General features: G+C 64.9%; 10 protein-coding genes. 7 read left to right on the top strand and 3 right to left on the bottom strand.

All coding sequences use genetic code 11. From position 1 onward, the window contains the following. The first annotated feature begins 87 nt into the window (after window positions 1–87). The 3 genes from pepN (at window position 88) to ACXAF5_RS07305 (ending at window position 4,626) form a co-directional block, all read left to right on the top strand. The gene (pepN, locus tag ACXAF5_RS07315) at window positions 88–2,652 is read left to right on the top strand and encodes an aminopeptidase N (protein ID WP_474946101.1); all 2,565 of its coding nucleotides are present in this window, start codon (window positions 88–90) and stop codon (window positions 2,650–2,652) included. Then, on the top strand, window positions 2,645–3,097 hold the full coding sequence (locus ACXAF5_RS07310) for a hypothetical protein (RefSeq protein ID WP_474946100.1): 453 nt from the start codon (window positions 2,645–2,647) through the stop codon (window positions 3,095–3,097). Before pepN ends, ACXAF5_RS07310 begins: the two co-directional genes overlap by 8 nt. Before the next feature lie 191 nt (window positions 3,098–3,288). Further along, on the top strand, window positions 3,289–4,626 hold the full coding sequence (locus ACXAF5_RS07305; protein WP_474946099.1) for a hypothetical protein: 1,338 nt from the start codon (window positions 3,289–3,291) through the stop codon (window positions 4,624–4,626). 69 nt (window positions 4,627–4,695) lie between these two features. On the opposite strand, the gene ACXAF5_RS07300 is transcribed toward ACXAF5_RS07305, so the two are convergent. Next, window positions 4,696–7,044 (bottom strand): Tex family protein, encoded by a 2,349-nt coding sequence (locus ACXAF5_RS07300; protein ID WP_474946098.1) that lies wholly within the window; start codon window positions 7,042–7,044, stop codon window positions 4,696–4,698. A gap of 292 nt (window positions 7,045–7,336) precedes the next feature. On the opposite strand from ACXAF5_RS07300, the gene gatB reads away from it, so the two are divergent. Then, window positions 7,337–8,845: an Asp-tRNA(Asn)/Glu-tRNA(Gln) amidotransferase subunit GatB gene (gene gatB / locus ACXAF5_RS07295; protein ID WP_474946097.1), complete on the top strand. Its 1,509-nt coding sequence runs from the start codon at window positions 7,337–7,339 to the stop codon at window positions 8,843–8,845. A gap of 146 nt (window positions 8,846–8,991) precedes the next feature. Here gatB and ACXAF5_RS07290 read toward each other — a convergent pair whose 3' ends face one another. Next, window positions 8,992–10,668, bottom strand: coding sequence for a hypothetical protein (locus tag ACXAF5_RS07290; RefSeq protein WP_474946096.1), 1,677 nt, complete (start codon window positions 10,666–10,668; stop codon window positions 8,992–8,994). A 59-nt stretch (window positions 10,669–10,727) separates the two neighbouring features. On the opposite strand from ACXAF5_RS07290, the gene pepT reads away from it, so the two are divergent. Continuing rightward, window positions 10,728–11,972 (top strand): peptidase T, encoded by a 1,245-nt coding sequence (gene pepT, locus ACXAF5_RS07285; protein WP_474946095.1) that lies wholly within the window; start codon window positions 10,728–10,730, stop codon window positions 11,970–11,972. 76 nt (window positions 11,973–12,048) lie between these two features. Next, window positions 12,049–12,636, top strand: coding sequence for a DUF4177 domain-containing protein (locus ACXAF5_RS07280; protein ID WP_474946094.1), 588 nt, complete (start codon window positions 12,049–12,051; stop codon window positions 12,634–12,636). 50 nt (window positions 12,637–12,686) lie between these two features. On the opposite strand, the gene ACXAF5_RS07275 is transcribed toward ACXAF5_RS07280, so the two are convergent. Then, a complete protein-coding gene (locus ACXAF5_RS07275) occupies window positions 12,687–12,941 on the bottom strand; it encodes a BolA family protein (protein ID WP_474946093.1) in 255 nt (84 codons plus the stop codon). 117 nt (window positions 12,942–13,058) lie between these two features. Here ACXAF5_RS07275 and ACXAF5_RS07270 point away from each other — a divergent pair, with 117 nt between their 5' ends. Continuing rightward, on the top strand, window positions 13,059–13,685 hold the full coding sequence (locus tag ACXAF5_RS07270) for a DnaJ domain-containing protein (RefSeq protein WP_239324110.1): 627 nt from the start codon (window positions 13,059–13,061) through the stop codon (window positions 13,683–13,685). The last annotated feature ends 108 nt before the right edge of the window (window positions 13,686–13,793 follow it).

The raw sequence follows: 13,793 nt of genomic DNA, 5'->3' as shown, positions 1-13,793 counted from the left end.
CTTGCCCGACTGTCTCCGGTTGCATACCTCTGGTGAACAACGCACGCGCCCCGGCGCAGGTTCCCAGAAATCGCGAAGGATGTATCCATGAAAGACGCCGCCCCAAGCACCGATCCCGAGACCTTCTACCTGAAGGACTACACCCCCTTCGGCTATGTGGTGGAAAGCGTCGAACTGGTCTTTCGCCTCGCGCCGGAGGCCACCCGCGTGCTGTCGAAAATCCGGTTCGCACCCAGGGAGGATGCGCAGGACCGGCGGTTTTTCCTGCATGGCGAGCAGCTTAAGCTGATCTCTTCACGTATTGACGGCGCCGAGGTCACCCCCGAGGTCACCGATACGGGCCTCACCTGCGACGTGCCCGACCGCCCCTTCACCTGGGAGGCCGAGGTGGAGATCAACCCCAAGGCCAATACCGCGCTCGAGGGGCTCTATATGTCCAACGGCATGTATTGCACCCAATGCGAGGCCGAAGGGTTTCGCAAGATCACCTACTACCCGGACCGCCCCGACGTGATGGCCACCTTCAGCGTGCGCATCGAAGGTGCGGAAAAGGTGATGCTGTCCAACGGCAACCCGGTGGATGCGGGCAGCGGCTTTGCCGAATGGCACGATCCCTGGCCCAAACCGGCCTATCTCTTTGCCCTGGTGGCCGGTGATCTGGTCAACCATTCCGACCGCTTCACCACCCGCTCGGGCAAGGAGGTTCTGCTCAACATCTGGGTGCGCCCGGGCGATGAACACAAATGCGCCTTTGGCATGGAGGCGCTGAAAAAGTCGATGACCTGGGACGAGAAGGTCTATGGCCGCGAATACGACCTCGACGTGTTCAATATCGTCGCCGTGGATGACTTCAACATGGGCGCGATGGAGAACAAGGGATTGAACATTTTCAACTCTTCCTGCGTCCTGGCCAGCCCTGAGACCTCCACTGATTCCAATTTTGAGAGAATTGAGGCGATTATCGCCCATGAGTATTTTCACAACTGGACCGGCAACCGGATCACCTGCCGCGACTGGTTCCAGCTCTGCCTGAAGGAGGGCCTGACGGTCTATCGCGACGCGCAGTTCACCGCCGACATGCGCTCCGCCCCGGTGAAGCGGATCGAGGATGCGATCGACCTGCGCGCCCGCCAGTTCCCCGAGGACAACGGCCCCCTCGCCCACCCGGTGCGCCCCGAGTCGTTCCAGGAGATCAACAACTTCTACACCGCCACCGTCTATGAAAAGGGCGCCGAGGTGATCGGCATGCTGAAACGGCTGGTCGGGGATGACGCCTACTACACCGCGCTTGACCTCTATTTCGACCGTCACGACGGGCAGGCCTGCACCATCGAGGATTGGATCAAGGTGTTCGAGGACAGCACCGGCCGCGACCTGGGGCAGTTCAAGAACTGGTACAGCCAGGCCGGCACCCCGCGCCTGTCGGTCGAAGACAGCTATGACGACGGCACCTACACGCTGACCTTCCGCCAGAGCACGCCGCCGACGCCAGGTCAGGACCACAAGGACCCGAAGGTGATCCCGATCGCCGTGGGGCTGCTTGGCCCTGATGGTGACGAGGTGGTCCCGACAACGGTGCTGGAGATGACTGAGGCCGAACAGAGCTTCCGCTTTGACGGGCTGTCGGCCCGCCCGATCCCCTCGATTCTGCGGGATTTCTCGGCGCCGGTGATCCTGACCCGCGACACCTCGGCGCAGGAACGGGCCTTCCTGCTGGCCCATGACACCGATCCGTTCAACCGCTGGGAGGCGGGCCGAGAATTGGCCAAGGCCTCGCGCATCGCCATGGTGACCGAGGGCGCAAGCCCCGATGCGCAGTATCTGGAGGCGCTGCAATCGCTGGTGCGCGACGACACGCTGGACCCGGCCTTTCGCGCGCTGGTGCTGACACCGCCCAGCGAGAGCGAGATCGCCCAGGCGCTGGCCGACCGCGGCGTGACCCCCGACCCGGATGCGATCCACGACGCCGCCGAGACCTTTGCCCAGACGCTTGCCCAGAGCCTCTCGGACAGTCTGCCGCGGCTGTTCTCGGCCACCCAGGTCGAAGGCCCCTACCAACCGGAAGCCAGGGATGCGGGCCTGCGGGCGCTGAACGGCCGGCTGCTGGCGCTGCTGACCCGGATCGACGGGGGCGATGCCGCCGCCAAACAGTTCGAGCTGGCCGACAATATGACCGTCCAGAACACCGCCCTCGCCTGCCTGCTGAAGGCCGAGAAGGGCGACACCCAGAGCCAGGCGTTCTTTGACCAATGGCAGGACGACCGGCTGGTCATGGACAAATGGTTTGCCTTGCAGGTGGCCACCGCCCGCCCCGACCGCGCGCCCGCGGTGGCGGCAGAGCTGACCCGGCATCCGCTGTTCACCATCCGCAACCCCAACCGGTTCCGCGCCGTGATGGGGGCGCTATCGATGAACCACGCAGGCTTCCATCAGGCCGACGGCAGCGGCTATCGGCTGCTGGCCGATCAGTTGATCGCACTGGATGCGCTGAACCCGCAAACCACTGCCCGCATGTGCACCGCCTTCCAGACCTGGAAACGCTATGATGCGGAGCGCCAGGCAAAGATCCTGACCGCGCTGGAGCGGATCAAGTCCACCGAAGGGCTCAGCCGCGACACCAACGAGATGGTCAGCCGGATTCTCGATGCCTGACCGCGGTGCCCCTGCCCCGGGCGTGTTCCGCTTTTGTCGGGACGCGCGGTCGGCCGGAACGGTTCTGGTGATCGCCAGCTGGGCCGGGGTGGTGGCCGCGCTCTGGCTGCTGTTCGAGGCGCGCGGCTGGATTGTCGCGCTCCTCGCCCTGCCGCTCCTGCCCTCGCTGTGGGAGCTGTGGCGCAATCCCGAAGCCTGGTTCGAACTCACCGCCGACCGCCTGCGCTGGACCTCCGCGCGCAGCACCGCCGACATCGCGCTGGCGGAAATCGACCATGTGCTGCTGGTCACGCGCTGGGATTTCTCGATCCGCGCGACGGTTCACACCCGCGTCGGCACCCACCACCGCCTCCCGGCCGAAGTCACGCCAAAGGCCACCGCCCTCGAGGACGCGCTGACGCAGCGCGGGATTGCGGTGAAAAGACAGCATTTTACTGTTCTCTGAGACGCATCAATCGGCCGGAATTCGCCAGCATTTCCCGGGCCTTCGGCAAAATGCCGCGCTTTTGCCGCCATTTGCTGACCTGGCGCCGGAATTGATCCGGCGAACACCCCGTCGCTGCCATGTTTGCGCCCCAAAGCTTTCCGACAGTCGGACCCAGACCAAAGACTGCTGCACATATCTGGGACCAGCTGATGCCACTTTCTGCACCACCGGCAAAAGACGGTTTGAAAAAGGCGCTTCGCCTCATCTCGACGCGCCTGCCGCCTCTGCGATCCCCCGGCGGGATTCGCCTGCCGCACCTGCCGCTGCCGCGCGCCCTTGCTGCGGGCGCGACCGACGCGGCCGAGGCAACAGCCCCGCTCAGCCTCGAGGATGTGCTCTCGATCCCGGTGCCGGCGACCAATGCCGAGGATGAGGCTGCCGATGCCGCCATCGCCAAGGGGCAGTTCCTGGCCCGTCAGGAACTGTGGGAAGACGCCGAGGCGCGGATCATCGCGGCGGACACCGCCCGCGATGCCACCCCCGGGGGCACGCCGATCGCCGATCTCCTCGCCTACGGGGCGCGGGCCGACGTCGTCAACGCGGTGGAACACGCGCTGTCCGAGGGGCTGCCCCTGACCGAGCGTGTCACCCTGGACGGCATCATGTCGCTGGAGCGCATGCGGCTGGAATGCGCCCGCACGCCGGTGATGTCCACGGTGGTGGCGCTGGCGCATCTCGATATTTCCTGGGCCTGTCGCCGTGCGGCCAGGCGCAAGGTGAACCGGCAGCGCAACGCCATCCTGTCCCGCGCCGAGGCACATCAGAGCCGCGCCCGGGCCCTGCTGGAGCAGCTGCCCGACGAGGCCGCCCAACAGCCCTTTGTCGCCGCCGCGCGCTGTGCGCTCTACAGCGCAGGCGGCGCGGCGGAGCCACTGCAGATCGCCGATGACTATATCGACCTGATCCGGCTCGATCCCTGCAACCCGCGCCATCAGCGCGCGCTAGGCACGCATTTGGCCGAGCAGGGCACACACGGGCTGTCGGCGCTGGAGCTCGAAGCCCGCCGCGTCGCCGCGCTGGTCCAGGATCACTGGGGTGCGGCGGGATATGCCTGGGTCTATTTCGACGCCCTGGCCCAGTCCGACGCGGCCTGCCTCGGGGTCGATGTGGCGTTTTTCCTCGATGGGATTGCCGACATCGTTGCCCGCGCGCCCAGCCAGGAGCGCATCAACCTGATGTCCGCCTATTGCAGCATCGCCCTGAAGCCGCGCCCCGACAGCCCCCCCGCGGCGGCACAGGTGCGGGCGCAGATCGCCGAGGCCGCCCATTGGCTGATCCGGGACCACCTGCGCGAGTTGCACCCGATGATCTGGGCCCATGCCTCGGCGGGTTTTGACAATGACGCGCCGGTGCGTTCGCTGCGCCAGTTCGCCGAACGCGGCCGCATGGATGCGCTGCGCGCCATCGCCGATCTGTTTCGCGACGAGATCGAAGCCGGCTACCGCGTGGTGTTCACCGCCGATGGCCCCGAGGTCACCCCCGGCTAGCCGCAGGGGCTGGCCGGGATCGCGGGGGCGCCGGCGCGCGACGGCACGTGCGCAGGCCGCCGCGCGCCGCTATTTCTTCTTGAACGCATCCATCAGGGCCGCGCCCAGCGCCCCGGTGTCATTGCCCGGTTTACCGCCCTTGGGTGCCGCGGACATCTTGCCCCTTGGCGCGGGCGCACCGCGCCCCCTGGGGCCGCCCTTGCTGTCGCTCTTGGCGGGACCGCGGGCATTGCGGTCGTCCCGGGCCGAAGCGCCGCCATCCTTTTTCATGGTGAGACCGATGCGTTTGCGCGGCACATCCACCTCGACCACGGTCACCTTCACCACCTGGCCGGTTTTCACGATCTCATGCGGATCCTTGACGAATTTGTCGGCCAGCTGGCTCACATGCACCAACCCGTCCTGATGCACGCCGATGTCGACAAAGGCGCCAAAGGCCGCGACATTTGTCACCGTGCCTTCCAGCACCATGCCGGGCTTGAGGTCGGTGATCTCCTCCACCCCATCGGTAAAGCTCGCGGTCACGAAAGAGGGGCGCGGGTCGCGGCCCGGTTTTTCCAATTCGGCAAAGATGTCGCGCACCGTCGGCAGGCCGACATCGCCAGAGACAAAGGTCTCGGCGCGGACCGATTTCAACGCCGACCCATCGCCCATGATCTGACGAATATCACGCCCGCAGGCGGCGACGATCTTGCGCGCCACGTCATAGCTTTCGGGGTGCACGGCAGAGGCATCCAGCGGCTCCTTGCCGCCCTGGATACGCAGAAAGCCCGCACATTGCTCAAACGCCTTGGGGCCGAGGCGCGCGACTTTCAGCAGCTCCTTGCGGGTGGCAAAGGCGCCGTTGATGTCGCGATGGGCCACGATGGCTTCGGCGAGACCGGGACCAAGGCCTGAAACATGCGCCAGCAGGGGCGCCGAGGCCATATTGAGGTCCACGCCCACCGCGTTCACCACATCCTCGATGACTGCCTCCAGCGATTTCGACAGTTTGTGCTGGTCCACGTCATGCTGGTACTGGCCGACGCCGATGCTCTTGGGTTCGATCTTGACCAGCTCCGCCAGCGGATCTTGCAAGCGGCGGGCGATCGAGACCGCCCCGCGCAGGCTGACGTCCAGATCGGGGAATTCCCGCGCGGCCAGTTCGGACGCGGAATAGACCGAGGCACCAGCCTCAGAAACCACCACCTTGGTCGGGGCCTTCACCTTGGCCGGCAGGTTCTTGATGACCTCGGCCACCATACGTTCGGTTTCGCGGCTGGCGGTGCCATTGCCGATCGCGATCAGCTCGACGCCATGTTCCGCGATCAGCTTCAGGATGGAGACCTGCGCCCCGCGCAGATCGTTTTTGGGTTGAAACGGGTACAGGGTCTCGGTGGCCACCAATTTGCCGGTGGCGTCAACCACCGCCGCCTTGACGCCGGTGCGAATGCCCGGGTCCAACCCAAGAGTCGGTCGCGCACCGGCCGGCGCGGCAAAGAGCAAGTCCTTGAGATTGCGCGCAAAGACCGCGATGGCCTCGTCCTGCGCCCGCGTGCGCAGATCGCCCATCAGCTCCAGCATCATCGACAGCGACAGTTTCACCCGCCAGGTCCAGCCTGCCACCTTGCGCAGCCATTTGTCCCCCGGCGCACTGCCGCGCACATCCAGGACTGCCGCGACCATCTCCTCGGCCCGCGCCACGCCGTCGTCGCCCGGGGGCGCGATGTCCAGCGTCAGCACGCCTTCGTTCGAGCCCCGCAGCATCGCCAGCGCCCGGTGCGACGGCGTGGTTTTCCAGGCCTCGGAATGCTCGAAATAGTCCGAGAACTTGGCCCCCGCCTGTTCCTGACCCTCGACAACCTTGGCGCTCAGCACCGCCTCGGATTGCATATAGGTCCGCAACCGCCCCAACAGATCGGCGTTTTCGGTCAGGCGTTCGGTCAGAATGTCACGCGCACCATTCAGGGCCGATTTGGTATCGGCAACCGCCTCGGACAGATAGCCTGCCGCCAGCGCCTCGGGATCGGCTGCGCGATCCGCCAGAATCGCATCCAGCAGCGGCTCCAGCCCGTTTTCCCGCGCGATCATCGCCTTGGTGCGGCGCTTGGGCTTGTAGGGCAGATAGATGTCTTCCAGCTGCGCCTTGGTCTCCGCCTTGGCGATGGAGGCCGCCAGATCCTCCGTCAGCTTGTCCTGCGACCGGATCGACTCGAGGATGGCCGCACGGCGTTTCTCCATCTCGCGCAGATACTCCAGCCGCTCCGACAGGGTGCGCAGCTGGGTGTCGTCCAGCCCGCCAGTGACCTCCTTGCGGTAGCGCGCGATGAAGGGCACGGTGGCGCCTTCGTCCAGCAGCGCCACGGCGGCGCTGACCTGTTTGGCGCTGGCGCTGATTTCACCGGCGATGGTCTGGCTGATGCGTGCGGATGTGTCCAAGGCGGCCTCCTTTTGAACTGCTCGGGCTGCCACTTCTAGCCCTGCCGGCACACGCCGCCAAGAGGCTGAATCGCCACCAAGCCATCCTTCGCTGAGGGCAGCACACGTCCGCGGGCGGAAGCGAAGCGCCCGCCCATGGGGGCGGACGGGCGCTGCCCGGGCGTACAGCCCGTGCAAAAGTGGAAATATCGACCCGGCTCCCGGTTGCATGTAGCCCCTGCCCCCTTGCCCCCTGCCGCCCGCGGGCCTAGAACGCTGTGCAGACACAGATATACGGATACGGCGGAAAACCATGCTCGACCTGACATATGAACTCCCCAAGCCCAAGGTGATCGCGGGCGCCAAGCATGACTGGGAACTGGTCATCGGCATGGAGGTGCATGCCCAGGTCAGCTCCAATGCCAAGCTGTTTTCCGGCGCCTCGACCCAATTCGGCGCTGAGCCGAACGCCAACGTCGCCTTTGTGGATGCGGCCATGCCCGGCATGCTGCCGGTGATCAACGAATATTGCGTCGAACAGGCGGTGCGCACGGGCCTCGGCCTCAAGGCCGACATCAACCTCTGGTCCGCCTTTGACCGCAAGAACTACTTCTACCCCGACCTGCCGCAGGGCTATCAGATCTCGCAGCTCTACCACCCCATCGTGGGCGAGGGCGAGGTGCTGGTGGAACTCGGCGACGGCACCGCCCGCACCGTGCGGATCGAGCGCATCCACATGGAGCAGGACGCCGGCAAGTCGATCCACGACATGGACCCGTCGATGTCCTTCGTGGACCTGAACCGCACCGGCGTCTGCCTGATGGAAATCGTCTCGCGCCCCGACATTCGTGGCCCCGAGGAAGCCGCCGCCTATATCGCCAAGCTGCGCCAGATCATGCGCTATCTGGGCACCTGCGACGGCAACATGCAGAACGGCAACCTGCGCGCCGATGTGAACGTCTCCATCTGCCGCCCCGGCCAGTACGAAAAGTATCAGGAAACCCAGGATTTCTCCCATCTCGGCACCCGTTGCGAGATCAAGAACATGAACTCCATGCGCTTTATCCAGCAGGCGATCGAGGTCGAGGCCCGGCGTCAGATCGCCATTGTCGAGGGCGGCGGCGAAGTGGAGCAGGAAACCCGGCTCTATGACCCCGACAAGGGCGAAACCCGTTCGATGCGCTCCAAGGAAGAAGCGCATGACTACCGCTATTTCCCCGACCCGGATCTGCTGCCGCTGGAAATCGAACAGGATTGGGTCGACGGCATCAAATCCGCCCTGCCCGAGCTGCCGGACGAGAAGAAAGCCCGCTTCATCAAGGACTTCGGCCTGACCGATTATGACGCCTCCGTGCTGACAGCCGATGTAGAGAGCGCCAATTACTTCGACGCCGTGGCCGAGGGCCGCAGCGGCAAGCTTGCCGCGAACTGGATCATCAATGAACTCTTCGGCCGCCTCAAGAAGGACGACAAGGAGATCACCGAAAGCCCGGTATCGCCCGCACAGCTTGGCAGCATCATCGACCTGATCGCCGCCGACACCATCTCCGGCAAGATGGCCAAGGAGCTGTTCGAGATCGTCTATACCGAAGGCGGCGACCCGGCGGTTATCGTCGAAGAGCGCGGCATGAAGCAGGTGACGGACACCGGCGCCATCGAGGCCGCGCTGGACGAGATCATCGCCGCCAACCCCGCCCAAGTGGAAAAGGCCAAGGTCAACCCAAAGCTCGCCGGCTGGTTCGTCGGCCAGGTGATGAAAGCCACCGGCGGTCAGGCCAACCCCAAGGCTGTGAACGAGCTGGTGGCCAAGAAACTGGCCTGAGGCTTAGACGTTCCAAGTTAAACGAGGGCGGCCCATCGGGTCGCCCTTTTGCGCTCTAGAGCATAGGGCAGCGCTCGCCCGAGGTGGGGGCAAAGCCCCCGCCTGGGGGGCGGGCGGGGGCTGCCCGGCCTATCGTCCGGGCGACCTCACCAATCAAGCGCCCATTGCACCAGACCTTCGATCCCTTCTTTAAGTTTCTTTTTCGCGACGCCCGATATCACCTGTCCGACAGCCATACGCGGGGCCGCAGATTGCTCCCAATACAGTCGAAGTGACACAGCAACCTGAGCCATCCGGTAGTCGATATCTCTGCGAATCTGGCTCTTGATCGCGGAATTTCCTGCAATAAACTCCCGCTGGATCATACCGTCGAGATCATCCAACAGTTTTTCAAAAACAGCAATCGCTTCCGGCGCCATGGGAACACGATTACCCGCTGTGTCCTCCTTGACCTGCGCCAATCCGCGCCGGAGATCTTCCATCAGATCCGCAAGCCGCGTCTCGTCCGATGATCGAATATCACGCAGAGCACCAAAGCGCAGCAAAGTGGCCGAGAAATGACTGTGGATCAGGTCCAGCAGATTTTGCACCGTCCGCTGAAACGGGATGTTCAGCGGGCCAAGCTCCGCTACAGTTTCCGAACTCTGCGCGTAGCCCTGTAAAATTTCCCCACAATCAATAATCCAGCCCACATTGAGTTGGTTGAGCTGCCGTGCCTTGGAGGCCTCCGTCAGCACCTCTTCAAAATAGGTCAGGATGCCGCCTGCTCCTTGAAGGGACCGCCCCTCCCGGTCAACTGCGCGCATAAATGTCTCGATTTCATGCCTTTGTTGGTCCATGCCAGCCACGAAATCCGAAACCGCGTCGGGATCTTTGAGATGCTTCAGGTCCTCTGCGAAGGGCAGCAGCTCCATCAAGTGACGGATGTCGTTGAAACCGAATTGCCCCAGCGCAGCATGCAGCAATGTGGTTGCCTCGCCCTGCGTCTCAGTTGAAACAGGATAGCTGTGCTTTTCCTCAAGCTTTTCAATCTCCCCCGACACATGCTCCGCGCCCTTGTCCCAATCCTCGGGCGCGATCAGGGCGATGTCCTGCATCAACTGCCAATGGCTCTGCCAGTCACCCGTCAGCGGGCGGCCTGCAAGGACGGCCTCATACCAACGGATCCAGAAGCTGTAGCCGGGGGTGTTCTGCATCCAGGTCCGACCGCTGGTCCAAGCGGTTGCAAACTTGTCGGGGATCTCTTCCGGCCACAGTGGCAGTGTCAGCAGGTCATCCCCGCGCTCAATCCCCTGAATCTCTTGACGGAGAAGACTCCATATTTCGTCGTCGGCAGCGGCGGCGGCATAGGCGGCGTAGGCGGCGTCGGTGGAGACGGCGTCGGCAGCGGAGTCGGCGCCAGCGACGGCGGCGGCGACGTAGGCGGCGGCGGCGGCGTAGGTGTCGGCGGCGGCGGCGTCGGCGGAGTCGGCGGCGGCGTCGGCGGCGACGTAGGCGACGGCGGCGGCGGCGTTTCTAATATCCGGGGTTGGCGTTTTAACCGCACCCCCGGATATCAATATGCTGCGCAATGACGCTAGGGGTGTCAAATCACCTTTGCGCGCCCAGTCCTGCTGCATTGCCGCCGCCCAGATCGGAAACACCCGCAGCGCGCAGCGTGTCGCCAAAGTCACCGCGACCTCATAGCGCCGATCCTCTGGCAGCGCCTCCAGCCACGCCGCAAAACTCTCGCGATCCGTAATCTCTTCAACCTGAACCATTGCCTGCCCAAATCCGTCCGCATCCAATTCCTCCACCCCGCGCCGGCGCGTGCTGCTCGGCAAGGGCGCTTGACCTCCCCGCGCCCCTCGGCAATCTTGCCGCCATCAGCAGGAGCTTATGGATGACCACGCCTTTTACGGACGCGCTCGAAGCCCGTCTTACCCGCTATGCCGCCATCGACAGCCAGAGCGATGAAACCTCCGACAGCACCCCCAGCACCGCACTCCAGTTCGACATGCTGCACCTGTTGCGGGACGAGCTGACAGCGATGGGGGCGCAGGATGTCACCCTCACGGAGTATGGCACCGTGCTCGCGACCATCCCCGGCACCACGGAGGCCCCCACTGTGGGCTTCCTCGCCCATGTCGACACCGCGCCGCAGTTCAACGCGACGGGCGTCAAACCGCGCGTCGTCAAGGGCTACAACGGCGGCGACATCAGCTTTCCCGACGACCCCGACCTGGTGCTCTCCCCCGCCGAACATCCCTATCTGGCGAGGAAGATCGGCCACGACCTGATCACCGCCTCCGGCACCACGCTGCTGGGCGCGGATGACAAGGCCGGCGTGGCCATCATCATGACCATGGCCGAACATCTGTTGCAAAACCCCGGTGCCCCCCGCCCGCCGATCCGCATCGCCTTCACGCCCGACGAGGAAATCGGCCGTGGCGTGCAGCCACAGCTGGAACAGGACCTGGGGGCAGATTTTGCCTATACGCTCGATGGTGGCAGAGTGGGCGAGGTCGAATATGAAAGCTTTTCTGCCGACCGCGCCGTGGTGAAAATCACCGGCGTGTCGATCCACCCCGGCTTTGCCAAGGAAAAGATGGTCAACGCCATCCACCTCGCCTCCAAGATTATCCAGACCCTGCCGCAGGCCACGATGACGCCGGAAACCACCGATGATCGCGAGGGGTTCATCCACGCCACCGATATGCTGGGCGGCTCCTCCGAGATGGAGCTCCGCTTCATCCTGCGCGATTTCGAACTGGACGGGCTGGAGGCCAAGGGCGCGCTGTTGCGCAGCGTCTGCGCCGCGGTCGCCGCGACCGAGCCGCGGGCGGAGATCACCTGCGAGATCACGCCGCAATACCGCAACATGCGCTACTGGCTGGAACAGGACATGACCCCGGTCGAGCTTGCCCATGCCGCCTGCCGGGATATCGGGCTGGAGCCGGTCTCTGTGCCGATCCGCGGTGGCACCGACGGCTCGCGGCTGACAGAGTTCGGCACGCCGACGCCGAATCTCTTTACCGGCATGCAATGCATCCATGGCCCCTTGGAGTGGATCTCGGTTCAGGATATGTCGCTGGCGACGCAGATGTGCCTGAAGCTGGCAGCGCGCGCCGCTGCCGTGCCAAAGTGACAGATGCCTCTGATCTTCTTTCTCTCCGCCCCGCACAGCTGCTAGGCTGGTGGCGTGGGCCGCATAGGAACATGTGATGCAGAACTACGAGTATAAGGTCGTCCCCGCCCCCAATCGCGGCAAGAAGGCCCGCGGTGTCAAAACCCCGGAGGCCCGCTTTGCCAACGGGATCGAAGGGGTGCTGAACGAGATGGCCGCACAGGGCTGGGAGTTCCAGCGCGCCGAGATGCTACCCAGCGAAGAGCGGTCGGGCCTCACCGGGACCAAGACCACCTGGCGCAATATCCTGGTGTTTCGCCGCGCCCTTGCCGCCCCCGGCCTGGCAGAGCCCACGCCCGCCGCCGCGGCGGATCCCACGCCTGCCGCCGACGCAACAGCCGAGGCCGCGGCCCCCGCAGCCACGCCCGCCGCCACATCAGAGCCGGACGCGCAGCGGATTGCCGAGACGCCGCGCGTCTCCCTGCCCGACGCCCAGCACGCCCCGGAACCGGCGCCGCTGACGGCGATCGCCGGCGACCCCGAAGCCCCGCCCGAAGCGGTCCCGGTGCCCGGTCCCGGCGCTCGCCGCATGGTTGCCGACGACGGGGTCGAGGAACTGAGCCCGGTGTCGGGTCTGACCGCGGCGCTCAAGGCCCGCGCCAGCCGCGGCAAACCGCAGGACTGAGCCTCGATCATGACGGACCGGCCACCATCAGGGCGGCCGGTCCCCGCGCCTTAGGCGCCGATGTCCAGTGCCAGGGCGTGGATTCGCGGTACGATGTCGCCCAGCGCCTTGTGTACGGCGCGATGCTGCGCCACCCGGGTCATGCCCTCAAAGGCCTCCGCCCGGATCAGCACGTTAAAATGGCTTTCGCCTTTGCCGTCGTGCCCGGCATGCCCGATATGGCTGTCGCTGTCGTCCACAACCTCCAAGCGACTGGGCGCAAAGGTCTTCTCCAGGGTGTCTTCGATTTCGTCTCTTACGCTCATTGCAGCGTCACTCCGCCTGTTGTTCATAAAACTGTGCCCGCCCCCCTTTTATCTCTCGACCGTTAGACTAAACTGCTGCCTCCGAGTCGAACAGATGCGTCTAGAAGGTGCTCCCGCATGACCAAATCCGATCCCTTTGGCTTCGATATGTCCATTCGCTCCGCGAAAAAGAAAAATCCGCGCGGGCGGCGGAGCATGTCCGGCGCCTCGGAAACCTCCGTGCGGGTCTGCGATCACCCCGGCTGCGAAGAGCCCGGAAAGTTCCGCGCCCCCAAGGCCCCCGATGTGCTCGACGACTTCTACTGGTTCTGCCAGCAGCATGTGCGCGAGTACAACCAGAAATGGAACTTCTTCGAAGGCACCACCGAGGCGGAGATGAACGCCCAGGCCTCCAAGGACAAGGTCTGGGAACGCACCACCAAGCCGCTGGGCGACCCCGAAGCCCGCGCCTGGGCGCGTCTGGGCATCGAGGACCCGCATCAGGTGCTGGGTCAGAATGCGACCAAGAACCCGGGCAAGAACGGCCAGTCCGCCGGCCGCCGCCTGCCCCCCACCGAACGCCGCGCGCTGGAGATCCTCGAAGCCAAGGACGACTGGTCCAAGGCCGAGATCCGCAAGGCCTACAAGAAGCTCATCAAGGTGCTGCACCCGGATATGAACGGCGGCGACCGCAGCCAGGAAGAGCAGCTGCAAGAGGTCATGTGGGCCTGGGATCAGGTCAAGGACAGCCGCAGCTTCAAATAAGCCGACCGCCAGCAGCCCCCGCGCCCGGGGCGCTGTCTCGGGTCGCTGTTCGGCCCTTCCCGACACGGCTCTTCCCGACACGGTTCTGGTCGCCGATGTTTTCCCGCC

The sequence above is a fragment of the Epibacterium sp. ABV4_022 genome, assembly GCF_056159345.1.
Note: the sequence above shows the minus strand (reverse complement) of the source record. Positions and strands in the feature narration are given on the sequence as shown.

Excerpts from the sequence above, each read along its gene's own strand:
- pepN (WP_474946101.1), top strand. The coding sequence starts at position 88 with ATGAAAGACGCCGCCCCAAGCACCGATCCCGAGACCTTCTACCTGAAG.
- ACXAF5_RS07310 (WP_474946100.1), top strand. The coding sequence starts at position 2,645 with ATGCCTGACCGCGGTGCCCCTGCCCCGGGCGTGTTCCGCTTTTGTCGG.
- ACXAF5_RS07305 (WP_474946099.1), top strand. The coding sequence starts at position 3,289 with ATGCCACTTTCTGCACCACCGGCAAAAGACGGTTTGAAAAAGGCGCTT.
- gatB (WP_474946097.1), top strand. The coding sequence starts at position 7,337 with ATGCTCGACCTGACATATGAACTCCCCAAGCCCAAGGTGATCGCGGGC.
- pepT (WP_474946095.1), top strand. The coding sequence starts at position 10,728 with ATGACCACGCCTTTTACGGACGCGCTCGAAGCCCGTCTTACCCGCTAT.
- ACXAF5_RS07280 (WP_474946094.1), top strand. The coding sequence starts at position 12,049 with ATGCAGAACTACGAGTATAAGGTCGTCCCCGCCCCCAATCGCGGCAAG.
- ACXAF5_RS07275 (WP_474946093.1), bottom strand. The coding sequence starts at position 12,941 with ATGAGCGTAAGAGACGAAATCGAAGACACCCTGGAGAAGACCTTTGCG.
- ACXAF5_RS07270 (WP_239324110.1), top strand. The coding sequence starts at position 13,059 with ATGACCAAATCCGATCCCTTTGGCTTCGATATGTCCATTCGCTCCGCG.